The organism is Pseudomonas sp. COR18 (genome assembly GCF_048568395.1).
GTDB classification, from domain to species: Bacteria; Pseudomonadota; Gammaproteobacteria; order Pseudomonadales; family Pseudomonadaceae; genus Aquipseudomonas; species Aquipseudomonas fuscovaginae_B.
Map to the genome: position 1 here is coordinate 4789479 of NZ_CP183808.1, position 15988 is coordinate 4805466.

11 protein-coding genes are annotated in these 15988 nt (G+C 64.8%); 4 read left to right on the forward strand and 7 right to left on the reverse strand.

Translation table 11 applies throughout. From position 1 onward, the window contains the following. Positions 1–37: 37 nt before the first annotated feature. The 5 genes from ACM62G_RS21930 to ACM62G_RS21950 all read right to left on the reverse strand — a co-directional run bounded on the left by ACM62G_RS21930 (position 38) and on the right by ACM62G_RS21950 (position 5878). The gene (locus ACM62G_RS21930; RefSeq protein WP_054060330.1) at positions 38–1645 is read right to left on the reverse strand and encodes a carboxyl transferase domain-containing protein; all 1608 of its coding nucleotides are present in this window, start codon (positions 1643–1645) and stop codon (positions 38–40) included. A gap of 11 nt (positions 1646–1656) precedes the next feature. Beyond that, on the reverse strand, positions 1657–2820 hold the full coding sequence (locus ACM62G_RS21935; RefSeq protein ID WP_054060329.1) for an isovaleryl-CoA dehydrogenase: 1164 nt from the start codon (positions 2818–2820) through the stop codon (positions 1657–1659). A gap of 671 nt (positions 2821–3491) precedes the next feature. Continuing rightward, on the reverse strand, positions 3492–4391 hold the full coding sequence (locus tag ACM62G_RS21940) for a hydroxymethylglutaryl-CoA lyase (RefSeq protein WP_054060328.1): 900 nt from the start codon (positions 4389–4391) through the stop codon (positions 3492–3494). A gap of 56 nt (positions 4392–4447) precedes the next feature. Next, positions 4448–4831, reverse strand: a complete 384-nt coding sequence (locus ACM62G_RS21945) for a MerR family transcriptional regulator (RefSeq protein WP_419735548.1) — start codon at positions 4829–4831, stop codon at positions 4448–4450. 117 nt (positions 4832–4948) lie between these two features. Then, positions 4949–5878: a LysR family transcriptional regulator gene (locus ACM62G_RS21950; RefSeq protein WP_054060326.1), complete on the reverse strand. Its 930-nt coding sequence runs from the start codon at positions 5876–5878 to the stop codon at positions 4949–4951. 152 nt (positions 5879–6030) lie between these two features. On the opposite strand from ACM62G_RS21950, the gene ACM62G_RS21955 reads away from it, so the two are divergent. After that, positions 6031–7260 (forward strand): acyl-CoA dehydrogenase, encoded by a 1230-nt coding sequence (locus ACM62G_RS21955; protein ID WP_054060325.1) that lies wholly within the window; start codon positions 6031–6033, stop codon positions 7258–7260. A gap of 94 nt (positions 7261–7354) precedes the next feature. Here ACM62G_RS21955 and ACM62G_RS21960 read toward each other — a convergent pair whose 3' ends face one another. Further along, a complete protein-coding gene (locus tag ACM62G_RS21960; RefSeq protein ID WP_054062822.1) occupies positions 7355–8689 on the reverse strand; it encodes a substrate-binding domain-containing protein in 1335 nt (444 codons plus the stop codon). A 135-nt stretch (positions 8690–8824) separates the two neighbouring features. Continuing rightward, positions 8825–9637 (reverse strand): exodeoxyribonuclease III, encoded by an 813-nt coding sequence (xthA, locus tag ACM62G_RS21965; RefSeq protein WP_419735549.1) that lies wholly within the window; start codon positions 9635–9637, stop codon positions 8825–8827. Positions 9638–9829: 192 nt separating this feature from the next. On the opposite strand from xthA, the gene ACM62G_RS21970 reads away from it, so the two are divergent. From ACM62G_RS21970 to ACM62G_RS21980, 3 genes are all read left to right on the forward strand, one after another. Then, positions 9830–10480 carry a GNAT family N-acetyltransferase gene (locus ACM62G_RS21970; protein WP_054060322.1) on the forward strand — a complete coding sequence of 217 codons (651 nt, stop codon included), beginning with the start codon at positions 9830–9832 and terminating at the stop codon, positions 10478–10480. A gap of 66 nt (positions 10481–10546) precedes the next feature. Beyond that, entirely contained in the window at positions 10547–12274 is a 1728-nt protein-coding gene (locus ACM62G_RS21975; RefSeq protein WP_419735550.1) for an autotransporter assembly complex protein TamA, read from the forward strand. Continuing rightward, positions 12271–15948 (forward strand): translocation/assembly module TamB domain-containing protein, encoded by a 3678-nt coding sequence (locus ACM62G_RS21980; protein WP_419735551.1) that lies wholly within the window; start codon positions 12271–12273, stop codon positions 15946–15948. The genes ACM62G_RS21975 and ACM62G_RS21980 overlap by 4 nt, the downstream gene beginning before the upstream one ends. Positions 15949–15988: the final 40 nt, after the last annotated feature.

Consider the following 15988-nt stretch of genomic DNA (forward strand, 5'->3'; position numbering starts at 1 on the left):
AAGTCTCCGGACATGTAGGGTTCGGAGGCATTCAGGCCTACATGCGGAACACACCGAACCGGCTCGGCTCGATCGGTGCATTGAGCGCCGCCGAGAGGGCCAGGCCGAGGATGTCGCGGGTCTGTGCCGGATCGATCACGCCGTCATCCCACAGGCGGGCGCTGGAGTAGTAGGGGTGGCCCTGGTGCTCGTACTGGTCGAGGATCGGTTGCCTGATCTCGGCCTCCTGCTGCGCCGTGAAGGCCTGGCCGCTGCGCTCGCTCTGTTCGCGCTTGACCTGTACCAGCACGCCCGCCGCCTGTTCGGCACCCATCACGCCGATTCGCGCGTTCGGCCACATCCACAGAAAGCGTGGGTCGTAGGCCCGGCCGCACATGCCATAGTTGCCGGCGCCGAAGCTGCCGCCGATGATCACGGTGAACTTCGGCACCCTGGCGCAGGCCACCGCGGTGACCAGCTTGGCGCCGTGCTTGGCGATGCCGCCGGCCTCGTATTTCTGGCCGACCATGAAGCCGGTGATGTTCTGCAGGAACAGCAGCGGGATGCCGCGCTGGCAGGCCAGTTCGATGAAGTGCGCGCCTTTCTGCGCGGCTTCGGCGAAGAGGATGCCGTTGTTCGCCAGGATCGCCACCGGGTAGCCGTGCAGGTGGGCGAAGCCGCAGACCAGGGTGGTGCCGAACAGCGCCTTGAACTCGTCGAGCACCGAGCCGTCCACCAGCCGGGCGATCACCTCGCGCACGTCGAACGGTTGCTTGGCATCGGCCGGAATCACCCCGTACAGCTCGTCGGCCGGGTAGTTCGGCGCGATCGGCGCGCGCTGCTGCAGTTCGCCGAGCTTGCGCCAGTTGAGGTTGGCGACGCTGCGCCGGGCCAGGGCCAGGGCATGTTCGTCGCTGTCGGCATAGTGGTCGGCCACACCGGAGACCTTGCAGTGCACGTCGGCGCCGCCAAGGTCCTCGGCGCTCACCACCTCACCGGTGGCGGCCTTCACCAGTGGCGGGCCGGCGAGAAAGATGGTCGCCTGCTGGCGGACCATGATGGTTTCGTCCGCCATCGCTGGCACGTAGGCGCCGCCGGCGGTGCAGGAACCCATGACCACGGCGATCTGCGGGATGCCCAGGGCACTCATGTTGGCCTGGTTGAAGAAGATTCGCCCGAAGTGTTCGCGGTCCGGGAACACTTCGTCCTGGCGTGGCAGGTTGGCACCGCCGGAGTCCACCAGGTAGATGCATGGCAGACGGTTCTGCTGGGCGATGGCCTGGGCACGCAGGTGTTTCTTCACCGTCAGCGGGTAATAGGAGCCGCCTTTGACCGTGGCATCGTTGGCCACGATCATGCACTCTACCCCTTCGACACGGCCGATGCCGGCGATCACTCCGGCGGCCGGGACGTCTTCGCCATACACCTCGTGGGCCGCCAGTTGGCTGATTTCCAGAAACGGCGAGCCGGGGTCGAGCAGGCGGTTGATCCGCTCGCGGGGCAGCAGTTTGCCGCGTGAGGTGTGCCGTTCCTGGGCCTTCGGCCCGCCACCCTGGCGGACCTGGGCGAGTAGCGTGCGCAGGGCGTCGACCTGTTCGAGCATGACCGCGCGGTTATCGGCGAACTCGGCCGAGCGCGGGTTGAGTTGCGTGTGCAGGATTGCCATGTGCGCGCCCCTCAGCGGGTTTCGTTGAACAGTTCGCGGCCGATCAGCATCCGGCGGATTTCGCTGGTGCCGGCGCCGATTTCATAGAGTTTGGCGTCACGCAGCAGGCGGCCGGCAGGGAATTCGTTGATGTAGCCGTTGCCACCGAGGATCTGGATCGCCTCGAGGGCCATCTGGGTTGCCCGTTCGGCGGTGTAGAGGATCACCCCGGCGGCGTCCTTGCGTGCGGTCTCGCCGCGCTCGCAGGCGCGGGCCACGGCATACAGGTAGGCGCGGCTGGCATTGAGCTGGGTGTACATGTCGGCGACCTTGCCCTGGATCAGCTGGAACTCACCGATGCTCTGGCCGAACTGCTTGCGGTCGTGGATGTAGGGCAGCACCAGGTCCATGCAGGCCTGCATGATCCCGGTCGGGCCGCCGGCCAGTACCACGCGCTCGTAGTCCAGGCCGCTCATCAGCACCTTCACGCCGCCGTTGAGGGTACCGAGGATGTTTTCCTCGGGGACTTCGACATCATCGAAGAACAGCTCGCAGGTGTTGGAGCCACGCATGCCCAGCTTGTCGAACTTGTTGCTGCGGCTGAAGCCCTTCCAGTCGCGTTCGACGATGAACGCGGTGATGCCGTGGGGACCCTTTTCCAGGTCGGTCTTGGCGTAGATCACGTAGGTGTTGGCGTCGGGACCGTTGGTGATCCAGGTCTTGCTGCCGTTGAGCACGAAATGGTCGCCGCGCCTGTCGGCGCGCAGTTTCATCGATACCACGTCGGAACCGGCGTTGGGCTCGCTCATGGCCAGGGCGCCGACATGTTCGCCGCTGATCAGCTTGGGCAGGTACCTGGTTTTCTGCGCGTGATTGCCGTTGCGGTTGATCTGGTTGACACACAGGTTGGAGTGGGCGCCGTAGGAGAGGGCGACCGAGGCCGAACCGCGGCTGATTTCTTCCATCGCCACCACGTGGGCCAGGTAACCCAGGCCGGCACCGCCGTATTCCTCTGCTACGGTGATACCCAGCAGCCCCATATCGCCGAACTTGCGCCACATGTCGACGGGAAACAGGTTGTCCGTGTCGATCTGCGCGGCCCGCGGCGCCAGTTCCTGGGCGACGAAGCCCTGCACCTGATCACGGAGCATGTCGAGGGTTTCGCCGAGGTCGAAGTTCAGGGTCGGATAGCTCATGGGGTCGCCTTTTGTTATGGGGAGTTGTGCGTTTTGCTTACCTTTACGTTAACGTAAACCTGATGGCGTTGACTGTCAATCGAGCCAGGATGACGAGCGGGGAGTGGGCAGGCGGGAGTGGGTTGCGGGCAGGGGGGGCAAATGGCAGAAACACGAAGGGGAGCCGAAGCTCCCCTTGAATGCGTTTGCGTGCTCTTTTCTTGTTATTGAGGGGCGGCCTGTTGTTGTTTTTGTCGACCGTGGCCCTGGACCGCTGTTTTTGGCGACCCCCATCCGGGGTCAAAGAGCAAACATATTTTTTTGAGCGCTGATCTGCCTTATCAGGAGATCCAACCAGTTCGGGCGCTACCTTGAGGTAGTTTTATTGTTCTCTGCCCGGTTGCGGGTGACCCGGAGGTTCCCTGAAAGCACACCGACTTCAAAAGAATCTGTTAGCTGCGTCTCTGCCGTGTTGTTCTTGTTATGTCAGAGCCGATACGTCTTATTTTTATGGGTTCGCTGCTTTTTTGTTCTTGTTGTGCCAGAGATATAGCAGGTGGCGTGCCAACTTTTTAAAATCCTTTAAAATCAATGGTTTGATTGTTTTGTAGGACAATCGTCCGTCGGCAAAATCGCCGAATCTGTTTCCGTGTTACTCGTTTGTGTTTCCAGCCGGTAACACCCAGACACACTCAGCCCGCCTGCCGCGCCCTGGCGACCCGCGAACCGGTCGCACGGCCCAGTACCGCGCAGATCTCCTGGCCGGCCAGCAGCAGCCGGTCGAGGTCGACCCCGGTGCCGATACCCAGGCCGTCGAGCATGTAGAGCACGTCTTCGGTGGCGACGTTACCGCTGGCGCCTTTGGCATAGGGGCAACCGCCGAGGCCGGCGATGGAGCTGTCGAACACCTGGATGCCTTCGAGCAGGCTGGCGTAGAGGTTGGCCATGGCCTGACCGTAGGTGTCGTGGAAATGTCCGGCGAGCTTTTCCCGCGGGACGCTGGCGGACACCACTTCGAACATCCGTCGGGTCGCGCCGGGTGTGCCGGTGCCGATGGTGTCGCCCAGGGACACTTCGTAGCAGCCCATGGCATACAGCTCGCGGGCGACCGCGGCGACCTGCTCGGCGGCCACCGCGCCTTCGTACGGGCAGCCCAGCACGCAGGAGACGTAGCCGCGCACGGTCACGCCGTGCTGGCGGGCGGCGTCCATGATCGGCGTGAAGCGCTCAAGGCTTTCGCTGATGGAGCAGTTGATGTTGCGCTGGGAGAAGGCCTCGGATGCGGCGGCGAACACGGCCACCTCTTTGACCCCGGCGGCCACGGCATCCTCGAAACCGCGCAGGTTCGGCGCCAGGGCGGCATAGGTGACGCCGGGCTTGCGCTGGATGCCGGCGAAGACCTCGGCGGAGCCGGCCATCTGTGGTACCCATTTGGGCGAGACGAAACTGCCGACTTCGATGTAGTCCAGGCCGGCATCGGTGAGGCGGTCGACCAGGCGCACCTTGTCGGCGACGCTGATGGGCTGGGCTTCGTTCTGCAGGCCGTCGCGGGGACCGACTTCGACCAGGCGTACGTGGGTGGGTAGGGACATGGGCGGGTACCTTCTGGAATGTGGTGGGCCGGTGCCCCCACAGGGTAGGGGGCGATCTATTCGACGGTCTGGACCAGCGCCTGGATGCAGCGTTCTTCGGCGGTGTCGAGCTCCAGTTGCATCTGTTCGATGTCCAGCAGTTGCTGTTCCAGTTGCGCGCGGCGTTCGGCGATTTTCGCCAGCATGCTGTTGAGCTGTTTCTGGTTGCCGCCGCAAGGGTCGTACAACTCGATCAGTTCGCGGCACTCGGCGAGGGAAAAGCCGATGCGCTTGCCGCGCAGGATCAGTTTCAGGGTCACCTTGTCACGGGCCGAGTAGACGCGCTCCAGGCCGCGGCGCTCGGGGGCGAGCATGCCCTGTTCCTCGTAGAAGCGGATGGCCCGGGTGGTGATGTCGAGCTCGCGGGCGAGGTCGGAGATGCTGTAGGTCTGGCTGCTCATGAAAGCGCTCGGAGAAGATCATGTGGCCCTAAGCTAAAGGCGGCTTGACGTATACGTCAAGCTGAAGGCGGGCAAGCCCGTTCGCCATGGGCCTGCCCGTCGCGCGGCGATGGTCGCTCAGGCCTTGTCGAGCTTCTTCTCGTGGGCGGTGACCTGCTGGCAGAGTTCGATGATCTGCTCGCGCATCCAGCGGTTGGCCGGGTCCTGGTCGGTGCTTTCGTGCCAGTAGAGGTGGGTTTCCACCGGTGGCACGTCGTTGACCGGCAGCGTGAAGTAGTGCAGTTCGTGTCGGCGGGCGAAACGCTCCGGCACGGTCATGACCATGTCGGTCTGCTGCAGGACCTGCGAGGCCATCAGGTAATGCTGCGAGCGCAGGGCGATCTTGCGCTGGATGCCCATCTTGCCCAGGGCCAGGTCGACGTAGCCGAGGCCGTTGCGGCGGCTGGAAATATGGATGTGGGTCAGCCCCAGGTAATCGTCCAGGGCCAGCCTGTCCTTGCCCGCCAGCGGGTGGCCCTTGCGCATGGCGCACACGTAGTGGTCTTCCATCAGGCGTACGTGACGCACCTGCGGGTCGGTGTTGAGCGGGGCGTCGACGGCGAAGTCGATGCGGCCGGCGGCCAGTTCCTTGGTGGTCTCGCGGCGCTTGGACAGGAAACTCTCGATCGCCACGGTCGGCGCCAGGCGGCGCAGGCGCTGGAACAGCGGCGGCAGGATCACCGCCTCGGTGAGGTCGGTCATGCTGATGCGGTAGGTCTTGTTCGCCTGCAGCGGGTTGAAGATGCGGCTTTCCTGGACCGACGTGCGCAGCAGCGACAGGGCGTTGCGGACCGGACCGATGATGTTCTGTGCCATCGGCGTGGGCACCATGCCCTGGGCGGTACGCACGAACAGCGGATCGTTGAAGGTTTCCCGCAGGCGCGCCAGGGCGTTGGACACCGCCGGCTGGGTGATGCCGACGATCTGCCCGGCACGGGTCAGGTTGGCTTCGGTGTAGATGGCGTCGAAGACGATGAAAAGATTGAGGTCGACCTTGCTCAGATTCATTTCGCGGCGCTCTTATTGTCAGTATTCGATCAGCCGATCATATATCGGTGATGAATGTTAATACACGCCGAGAATAGCTTTGGTAAATTTTCGTAGCCGGTACTAGCATCGATCCCATGTCTCCAACCACCTGTTCAAGAAGGTAGCTGCCCATGGATTTCGCCTATTCGCCCAAGGTCCAGGAACTGCGTGAGCGTGTCACCGCGTTCATGGACACCTATGTCTATCCGGCCGAACCGGTGTTCGAGCGTCAGGTCGCCGAGGGCGATCGCTGGCAGCCTACCGCGATCATGGAGGAGCTCAAGGCCAAGGCCCGTGCCGAGGGCCTGTGGAACCTGTTCCTGCCGGAGTCCGAACTGGGCGCGGGGCTGACCAACCTGGAGTACGCGCCGCTGGCGGAAATCATGGGCCGCTCGCTCCTGGGGCCGGAGCCGTTCAACTGCTCGGCGCCGGATACCGGCAACATGGAAGTGTTGGTGCGTTACGCCAATGAGGAGCAGAAGCAGCGCTGGCTGGAGCCGCTGCTGCGGGGCGAGATCCGCTCGGCGTTCGCCATGACCGAACCCGACGTGGCTTCCTCCGATGCCACCAACATGGCCGCCCGTGCGGTACGCGACGGCGACCAATGGGTGATCAACGGCAAGAAATGGTGGACGTCGGGTGCCTGCGACCCGCGCTGCAAGATTTTGATCTTCATGGGCCTGAGCAACCCGGATGCGCCGCGCCATCAGCAGCATTCGATGATTCTGGTGCCGGTCGATACCCCCGGCGTGAAGATTGTCCGGCCGCTGCCGGTGTTCGGTTACGACGATGCGCCGCATGGCCATGCCGAAGTGCTGTTCGAGAATGTGCGGGTGCCTTACGAAAACGTGCTGCTGGGTGAGGGCCGTGGCTTCGAGATTGCCCAGGGGCGCCTGGGCCCGGGGCGGATTCACCACTGCATGCGTTCGATCGGCATGGCCGAGCGCGCGCTGGAGCTGATGTGCAGGCGTTCGGTCAACCGTACCGCGTTCGGCAAACCGCTGGCGCGACTGGGCGGCAATATCGACAAGATCGCCGATTCGCGGATGGAGATCGACATGGCCCGCCTGCTGACCCTGAAGGCGGCGTACATGATGGATACCGTGGGCAACAAGGTGGCGAAAAGCGAGATTGCCCAGATCAAGGTGGTGGCGCCGAACGTGGCCTTGAAGGTCATCGACCGGGCGATCCAGATCCATGGCGGGGCGGGGGTCTCGAATGATTTCCCGCTGGCCTACATGTATGCGATGCAGCGCACCCTGCGCCTGGCCGACGGGCCGGATGAGGTGCACCGGGCGGCGATAGGCAAGTATGAGATCGGCAAGTATGTGCCGCGGGAGATGATGCGCAGCGGGCATTGAGACCGCGTCGCCTTTTTCGCGGATGAGTCCGGCTCTCCAGGGGACGCGTTGCGCCCAGGTGCAGGATTGATCCGCGAACCGGGCCCCGAGGTCTTCAGTAGACCCACACCTCCACCCGGCGGTTCTTGATCCGGCCTTCATCGGCGGTATTGGCCGCCACCGGCATCTGTTCGCCGAAGCCGAGGATGTCGCGCAACACCACGCCACCCTTGAGCAGTTCCCGGCGCACCGCCATTGCCCGCAGCCTTGAGAGCAGTTGTGCCCGCTGCGGGTCGCTCTTGGCGTCGCCGAATCCCACCAGGGTCACCCGGTCGTTCAACTTGCCGCGCTCGCGCAGGTAATCGAGTACCCGCTGCAGATCCTGGCGGGCCTTGTTGTCCAGGCTGGCGCTGCCCTCCTCGAAGCGAAAATTCACCGACAGGCGCTGGGCCCGTTTCGCCAGCGCCTGGTAGTCGGCGGGCATCTGCGCGCCGGCCTGCACTGACATGGCCTGTACCTTCTGCGCGATGAAACCGTTGCGGGCGACGATCGCCTGGCCGGCCCGGCTCTGGGCGAATTGCACCAGCGACTGGGCCCAGGGATTGGCGCTGTCCGGCGGCAGGTAGAAGAACAGTCGGCGCGACAGCGGATAGTCCTCGGTAGCGATCAGGCTGGCCAGCGGCAGCATCGGCTGCGAGTCGCCATCCACGATCGCCACGGCCTTGGCCTGGCGCACATAGGGCAGGCCGATGAAACCGATGCCGGCACGGTCCTGGCTCACCGCATCGGACAACTGCTCGCTGGACTCGAAGCGCCTGGCCGCACTGGCCAGGGCCTTGCCGTGTCGCGCCAGGACCAGTTCGCGGAAGGTGTCCCAGGTACCTGACCGGTCATCGCGGACATACAGATGAATCGGGCCGCCGATGCCGCCCAGTTCCTCCCAGGTTTTCACTTCGCCGCTGAAGATCCGCGCCAGCGTCGCGGTATCGAGCCGGGTCAGCGGGTTCTGCGGGTGCAGGATGATTGCCACGCCATCGATGGCGATCACCTGTTCGGCGTCTGGGCTTTTCAGGTCGCCGAGGTTTTCCAGGGCCTGGCGTTCGCTGTCCTTGATCGGCCGGGACGACGCGACAAGGTCGGCGGTGCCGGCCTTGAGGGCGGCAAAACCGGTGCTGGAACCATGGGCGGCGACTTCCACGCGCACCCGTCGCCCCTGCTCGGTGGTGGCCAGGACCCGCTGTTCGTTGTCCTTGCCGGTGGCGGCGTCATGCACGCCGTGCAGGCCCTGTTCCAGCAGCCAGCCCTTGACCAGAGCGGGGCCGAGGCTGGCGCCGATGGTGTTGGAGCCCTGGATGCGCAGCACCAGACCGTCCTCGGGGGGCGCGGGGAGGGTGGCCTGGGCCAGGGGCGCCAGGGTCCAGAGAAGCAGCAGGGAGAGCGCACGCAACATGGCGGCGGCACCTTCAGAAAACACAAGTGCGGCAAGAATGAGTCAGGGAGGTTGCAGAAAGATGACGAAGCGGTTGGCGCGCTGCGGGAGCCAGGCTTGCCCGCGCGCGGACAAGCCCGTGCTGGAAGGAGCGGATCAGCTCAGTTCCAGCCAGATCGGCGCATGATCGGACGGCTTTTCCATGCCGCGCAGTTCATAGTCGACCCCGCCGGCCTTGACCCGCGACAGCAGACCGTTGGAGGCCAGGATCACGTCGATGCGCAGCCCGCGCTTGGGCTCGTCCTCGAAGCCGCGGCTGCGGTAGTCGAACCAGCTGAAGCGGTCGTTCACCTCGGGGTGCAGGTGGCGGAAGCTGTCCACCAGCCCCCAGTTCTTCAGGCGCCCCAGCCATTCGCGTTCTTCCGGCAGGAAGCTGCACTTGCCGGTCTTCAGCCAGCGCTTGGCATTGTCGGCACCGATGCCGATGTCGCTGTCCTCGGGGGAAATGTTGATGTCGCCCATCACCACCAGCGGCGCGTCGTTGCGGAAGCGGCTCTCCAGCAACTGTTGCAGGTCCTGGTAGAACTTGGCCTTGGCCGGGAACTTGGTCGGGTGGTCGCGGCTTTCGCCCTGGGGGAAGTAGCCGTTCATGATGGTCACCGGGTTGCCGTTCTCGTCGGCGAAGGTGCCCCAGATGAAGCGGCGCTGGGCTTGCTCGTCGTCGCTCTCGAAGCCCTTGTGCAGGCTCAGTGGCGCCTGGCGCGAGAGCAGGGCGACGCCGTAATGGCCCTTCTGCCCGTGGAAGCTGACGTGGTAGCCCAGGGCCTCGATTTCCGCCTGGGGAAACTGGTCGTCGGAGACCTTGGTTTCCTGCAGGCCGATCACGTCCGGCTGGTACTTTTCGATCAGCGCCGCCAGCTGATGGGGTCGGGCGCGCAGGCCGTTGATGTTGAACGAGACGATCTTCATGGGCGGCAGTCCTGGCAAAACAGCGATGCTAGCCGACAAGTCGGATCCGGGCCAGCGTGGCGGCAGGACAAATGCGCTGCTAACGTTTTCTATCAAGCATGGCCGGTTAGGTGATTTGAACTGTCGGACGGCTTCAGCATTCGTAAACGACAGCAAGCCATGCCCACGCAGCGTCCAGGGAGAGTGACCCCAATGCCCGACATTCCAGAAACCACGGCCGCCATTCACCTGCTCGACAGCGGTTATTCGCGCGAAGCCCGCTCCTTGCTGTATCACGCCTATCGCCACGAACCGACCTTCGGCTACCTGTTCGAGTCCGAGCGCGCCGGTTACGAACAGCGCGTGCGGGCCACCGTGCGGGAGCTGGTCAAGCAGCATTTTTTCCAGGAACTGCCGGCTATCGGCCTGCTGGTCAACGACCGGCTGATCGGTATCGCCCTGATCGCGCCGCCGCTACGGCGCCTGGGCATTACCGAAAGCTGGGCCTGGCGCATGCGCATGCTGCTCAGCACCGGTTTCAAGTGCACCCGGCGGTACCTGGACTATCACCAGGCGGTGCTGGCCTGCATCCCTTCGACGGCTGTGCACGTGCTGCCGCTGCTGGGGATTCATCCGCAGTTCCAGGGTCAGCACTATGGCGAGCAACTGTTGACGGCGGTGCACAACTGGTGCGCCGAGGACGAGCATTCCCAGGGGGTGGTCCTCGATACGGGCAACCCGCGTTATCTGGCGTTCTACAAGCGCCAGGGTTATGAGGAAATTGGCGAGGTCGCTGTAGGACCTATCCTTGAGCACGTGTTCTATCACGCCAATCCACAGGTGTTACAAACAGCAACGGCTTGAGTGTCGAACTTTTAAACGCTGTCGGGGTTCTATGACGGTCCCCAGCCCGTGGTAGCATCCGCGCCTATGACGTTTTCAGGAAGAGTTACCAGCGGCCTGCTCCTGCTTCTGTGCAGTATGGCAGCGCTGGCACAGAGTGAACTCGATGTTCGGGTCAAACCGGCCAACGATGAGTTGAAGTCCAATGTGGAAGGTTACATCGGCAGCCTCGGCGATCGTGGCGAGCGTGCGCTCGAACGCTTCAGCCGGGGGGCCGAGGAGCAGGCGCGCAAAGCGGCCCAGGCCCTCGGCTACTACCAGCCGCGCATAGACAGCGAGGTCGAGGGTGGCAAGACGCCGCGGTTGATCCTCAACATCGATCCCGGCGAGCCAGTGCACCTGCGCAATGTCACGGTGCGGATCGACGGGCCCGCCGCCAGTCTCAAGGCCTTCCGTGTTCCCAAAAGCGATGCGCTGCGTCCTGGCGCCGTGCTCAATCACGGTCATTACGAGGACGCCAAGCGGCTGATCCAGAACCAGGCCTCGCGCTACGGTTTCTTCAGCGGGCGTTTCACCTCGCAGAAACTGCTGGTGGACCCGCAGGCCGGCGTAGCCGATATCGAGCTGGTCTACGACAGCGGCCCGCGTTATGTCCTGGGCAAGGTGCAGTTCTCCGGCGACACGCCGTTCGACGAGGACCTGCTGCAACGCATGGTGCCGTTCAAGCCCAATACCCCGTACGACTCCGAGCTGATCGCCGAACTCAACCAGGCCCTGCAATCGAGCGGCTACTTCGAGGGCGTGCGGGTCGACGCCGTGCCGACCGCCGCCACTGCCCAGGTGATTCCGGTGGATGTCCACCTGGACACCCGCAAGCCACGCACGCTCGGCCTCGGCCTCGGCTTCTCGACCGACGTCGGACCGCGCGGCAAGGCCAACTGGACGCGGCACTGGGTCAACGGCGAAGGCGACAGCTACGGCATCGAAAGCGAGATTTCCGCGCCGCGGCAGAACATCGGCGTGTGGTACGACCATCCGCTGGACCCGCCGCTGACCGACAAGCTGCGCTGGGCGGCCGGTTACCAGTATGAAGAGCTGGCCAACACCGACAGCCTGAGCAAGCTGCTCACCGTCGGCCCGGAGTGGCACAGCAAGCTGCCCAACGGCTGGCAGCGGGTGATCTCGTTGAAATGGCAGCGCGAGGAATATCGCCTGGGCGACGACTCGGGCCTCAGTACCCTGCTGATGCCCGGCGTCAGCTACTCGTACCTGCGCAGTGACAACCGTATCGACCCGCACAACGGCTACCGCCTGCAGTTCGATGCCAAGGTTGCCAAGGAAGGGCTGGGTTCGGACAACAATCTGTTGTACGGCACCGCCTTGCTCAAGGGCCTGACCACGGTCTGGGACAGGCACCGGTTTCTCGGTCGGGTGCAGTTCGGCGGCAGTGCCACCAACGGCTACAAGTCGGTGCCGCCGTCATTGCGCTTCTTCGCCGGTGGCGACCAGAGCGTACGTGGCTACGAGTACCAGACCCTGTCCCCGGAGAACTCCGAGGGTGACCGGATCGGTGGTCGCTACATGGTCGCCGGCAGCCTCGAGTATCAGTACTCGATTGCCGACAAGTGGCGGGTCGCAACCTTCGTCGACCAGGGCAACTCGTTCAACACCCTGGACTTTCCCAGCCTGAAGACCGGCGTCGGTATCGGCGTGCGCTGGGTTTCGCCGGTCGGGCCGATCCGCCTCGACCTGGCCCATGCCCTGGATGATCCGGGCGGTATTCGTCTGCACTTTTCCATGGGGCCTGAGTTGTGACGCGTGGTTTGAAAATCTTCGGCCTGGTGCTGCTTGCGCTGGTCCTGCTCATGGTCGTGAGTGTGACGACCCTGTTGGGCACCCAGGGTGGCAGCCGTTGGCTGCTGGCGCAGGTGCCGGGGCTTACGGTGGACAACTTCCAGGGGCGCCTGGGCGGCCAGTGGAGTGCCGATCGGTTGCGCTGGGAGCAGGACGGCAGTCGCGTCGAACTGAGCCAGCCACGCTTCGACTGGTCGCTGCCGTGCCTGGCGCAACTGAGCCTGTGTATCGATCAACTGGAGGTCGAGCGGGTCGAGCTGCAGTTTCCACCGGGCGGGCAGGCGGCCGATAGCGGGCCGCTGACCCTGCCGGATCTGCACCTGCCGCTGAGCGTCCGTCTCGGCCAGATACGGGTCGGCAGCCTGCTGCTCGATGGCAGCGAGCAGTTCCGTGAGCTGCAACTGGCGGCCCACTGGACCGCGGCCGGCCTGCAGATCGACACCCTGCATGTACGCCGCGACGATCTGAGCCTGGAACTGTCCGGCTTGCTGCAACCGGTGGCCCAGTGGCCGCTGACGTTGCAGGGCCGGCTGATATTGCCGGCACCCGGCGATACGCCCTGGGCGCTGGCCCTGGCTATCCAGGGCGACCTGCTCAAGACCCTGAACCTCAAGGCCGACAGCAGCGGCTATCTGCAGGGGCAATTGACCGGCCAGTTGCAGGCCCTGGCGCAGAACCTGCCGGCCCAGGTGAAGATCACCGCCGACGGCTTCAAGGCCAGTGTCGACCTGCCGGATACCCTGCAACTCAACCAGTTGGAACTGACCGGTAATGGCGACCTGAAGAACGGCTACCAGTTGCAGGGCAAGGCCAGCCTGCCGGCCGAGCAGGGGGCGGTCGGCCTGCTGCTGAACGGCCGGGTCGATGCCAAGGGCGCGCAGATCGATGCACTGGAGCTGGATGCCGGCGCCGACCAGCACCTGAAGGTCAGCGGGCAACTGGACTGGCAGAAGGGCTTCAGCGCCGATGGCACGGTCGACTGGCTGGACTTTCCCTGGCATCGCCTCTATCCGCTGGTCGACGAACCGGCGGTCAAGGCGCGGACCTTCGTCGGCGAGGTGCACTACACCGATGGCAACTACCTGGGCAACTTCAAGGCCGACCTCGATGGCCCGGCCGGGCGTTTCAGCCTGCTCAGCCCGTTCAGTGGCGACCTGCAGCAGATCGCCCTGCCCCAGCTCGAACTGACGGCGGGGCAGGGCAAGGCCAGCGGCTCGCTCAAGCTGCAGTTTGCCGACGGGGTGGCCTGGGACACGGCGCTGGACCTCAGCGCGCTCAACCCCGCCTACTGGGTGGCGCAGTTGCCCGGTAGCCTGGCCGGCCCATTGCGCAGCAAGGGCGAGTTCAGGAATGAACGGCTCGAGCTGAGCGCCGATATCGACCTCAAGGGCAAGTTGCGCGGGCAGCCGGCGGTGCTCCAGGCCAAGGCTGGCGGCAGCGGCGAACAATGGACCCTCGGTGCCCTGGATGTTCGCCTGGGGGACAACCGCATCACCGGCAATGGCCGCCTGCAGCAGCAACTGGCCGGCCAGCTCGACCTCAATCTGCCGCGTCTGGGCCAGCTGTGGCCGCAACTGCGGGGCCAGCTCAAGGGCCGCGTCGACCTCGCCGGCAGCCTCAAGGCGCCCCAGGGCAAGCTCAGCCTGCAGGGGCAGCAACTGGCATTCGCCGATAACCGCCTGCAGAGCCTCAGCCTCGATGCCAACCTCGACCAGGCCCAGCGCGCCCGCCTTGAGCTCAAGGGCAACGCGATCCAGCTCGGCGAAACCGATTTGGGAAACCTGCACGTCAGCGGCAACGGTGATCTCAAGCGCCAGCAGGTGCAACTGGACCTGCAAGGCCCCCTGTTGAAGTTGGCGCTGGGTGTCGACGGTACGCTGGACCGGGGCAACTGGCGCGGGCGGCTGGCTTCGGGCGATATCCGCACCGGCGGGCAGGATTGGACGTTGCAGGGGCCGGCGAAGCTTGAGCGCCTGGCCGACGGTCGCCTGACATTCGGTGCCCACTGCTGGGCCTCCGGCGAAGCCAGCCTGTGTGGCGAGGACCAGCGACTGCTGCCCGAACCCAGGTTGCGCATGCACCTCAAGCAGTTCCCGCTGGAAAGCCTGGCGCAGTGGATGCCTCGGGATTTCGCCTGGCAGGGCCGGCTCAATGCCGACCTGCAACTGGACCTGCCGGCCAGCGGCCCGAAAGGCCGGATCCTGGTCGATGCCAGCGGCGGCACCTTGCGCGTGCGCGAGAAGCGTCGCCAGTGGCTGGAGTTCCCTTATGAAACCCTCAGGCTGACCAGCGACCTGGCGCCACGGCGGGTCGACACCAGCCTGGATTTTCGCGGTGGCAGGCTGGGCGAACTGACCCTGCAGGCGCAGATCAATCCGCTGGCGAGGAACAAACCGTTGAGCGGCGATTTTCGTCTCAGCGGCCTCGATATCGCGGTGATCCGGCCGTTCGTGCCGATGGTCGAGAAGCTGGCCGGGCGCCTGGATGGCAGCGGGCGGCTGTCCGGCGGGCTGCTGGCGCCGCAGGTCAACGGCAACCTGCTGCTCAGCGATGGCGCGGTGTCGGGGCCGGAGTTGCCGACCACCCTCAGCGACCTGCGGGTCCAGGCGCAGATCGCCGGGGAAAATGTCCAGCTCAACGGTAGCTGGAAGGGCGGCGAGTCGGGCCAGGGCAGCCTGAACGGGCATATCGGCTGGGCCGAGGCCCTGGCGGTGGACATCGCGCTCAAGGGCGAGCAGTTGCCGGTGAACGTCGAGCCCTACGCGGCGTTGCAGGTGGCGCCGGACCTGCGCATCACGATGCACGGCGACAGGTTGGCGGTGGTCGGCAAGGTGCTGGTGCCCAAGGGCGAGATCACTGTACGCGAGCTGCCGCCATCGACGGTGAAGGTCTCGGACGACACGGTGATCGTCGGGCACCAGACCGAGGAGGGCAAGCCGCCACTGGCGATCGCCATGGACATCGATGTCGTGGTGGGCCAGGACAAGCTCAGTTTCAGCGGCTTCGGCCTGACCGCGACCTTGCAGGGGCAGGTGCACATCGGTGACAACCTCGACACCCGTGGCGAGCTGCGCCTGAACGATGGGCGGTACCGCGCCTACGGGCAGAAGCTGAGCATTCGCCGTGCGCGCCTCCTGTTCGCCGGCCCGGTCGACCAGCCGTACCTGGATATCGAGGCGATCCGCCAGACTGGCGACGTCATTGCCGGGATTCGCCTGAGCGGCAGCGCCGAGCAGCCGACCACGCAGGTCTTCTCGGAGCCGGCGATGAGCCAGGAACAGGCGCTGTCCTACCTGGTGCTGGGACGGCCGTTGAGCACCACCGGCGAAGACAACAACATGCTCGCCCAGGCGGCACTGGGGCTGGGGTTGATGGGCAGTTCGTCGGTGACCTCGGACTTGGCGAACAAACTTGGCGTGCAGGATTTCGAGCTGGATACCCAGGGCAGCGGCAACAAGACGGCGGTGGTGGCCAGCGGCAAGATCACCGAGAAGCTGAGCCTGCGCTACGGGGTCGGGGTGTTCGAACCGGCCAACACCATTGCCTTGCGTTACCTGTTGAGCAAGCGGGTGTACCTGGAGGCGGCGAGTGGCGTGGCCAGCTCGCTGGATATCTTCTACAAGCGCGATTTCTAGTGTTTGGCTGGGGGCCCATGTTGGATGCTTCGCGGGCAAG

What these genes read in the sequence shown, in the direction of transcription:
- ACM62G_RS21930 (WP_054060330.1), bottom strand. Translation starts at nt 1,645, where the DNA reads ATGGCAATCCTGCACACGCAACTCAACCCGCGCTCGGCCGAGTTCGCC.
- ACM62G_RS21935 (WP_054060329.1), bottom strand. Translation starts at nt 2,820, where the DNA reads ATGAGCTATCCGACCCTGAACTTCGACCTCGGCGAAACCCTCGACATG.
- ACM62G_RS21940 (WP_054060328.1), bottom strand. Translation starts at nt 4,391, where the DNA reads ATGTCCCTACCCACCCACGTACGCCTGGTCGAAGTCGGTCCCCGCGAC.
- ACM62G_RS21945 (WP_419735548.1), bottom strand. Translation starts at nt 4,831, where the DNA reads ATGAGCAGCCAGACCTACAGCATCTCCGACCTCGCCCGCGAGCTCGAC.
- ACM62G_RS21950 (WP_054060326.1), bottom strand. Translation starts at nt 5,878, where the DNA reads ATGAATCTGAGCAAGGTCGACCTCAATCTTTTCATCGTCTTCGACGCC.
- ACM62G_RS21955 (WP_054060325.1), top strand. Translation starts at nt 6,031, where the DNA reads ATGGATTTCGCCTATTCGCCCAAGGTCCAGGAACTGCGTGAGCGTGTC.
- ACM62G_RS21960 (WP_054062822.1), bottom strand. Translation starts at nt 8,689, where the DNA reads ATGTTGCGTGCGCTCTCCCTGCTGCTTCTCTGGACCCTGGCGCCCCTG.
- xthA (WP_419735549.1), bottom strand. Translation starts at nt 9,637, where the DNA reads ATGAAGATCGTCTCGTTCAACATCAACGGCCTGCGCGCCCGACCCCAT.
- ACM62G_RS21970 (WP_054060322.1), top strand. Translation starts at nt 9,830, where the DNA reads ATGCCCGACATTCCAGAAACCACGGCCGCCATTCACCTGCTCGACAGC.
- ACM62G_RS21975 (WP_419735550.1), top strand. Translation starts at nt 10,547, where the DNA reads ATGACGTTTTCAGGAAGAGTTACCAGCGGCCTGCTCCTGCTTCTGTGC.